A 234-nucleotide genomic window follows, 5' to 3' on the forward strand; every position below is an offset into this window, starting at 1 on the left:
GGAAGCAGCCGTCCTGACGTTTACGTTGAACTCAGCAGCGTACATCTCCGAGACGATTCGCGGCGGGATTTTGGCCGTCGACAAAGGGCAGTGGGAAGCAGCAAAAGCTCTGGGGATTCCTTACAGACGGATGATGCTGGATATCATCTTGCCGCAAGGGATCAAAAATATATTGCCTGCGCTTGTGAATGAAACAATTGCTCTCTTGAAAGAATCAGCTCTCGTTTCCACCAT

General features: G+C 50.0%; 1 protein-coding gene. It reads left to right on the plus strand.

Going from position 1 to position 234, the window contains the following annotated elements:
* The coding region (locus tag SB775_RS34055) for an ABC transporter permease subunit (RefSeq protein WP_410865713.1) at positions 1–234 on the plus strand (234 nt) is incomplete at both ends.

It is taken from the genome of Peribacillus sp. SIMBA_075 (assembly GCF_046534585.1).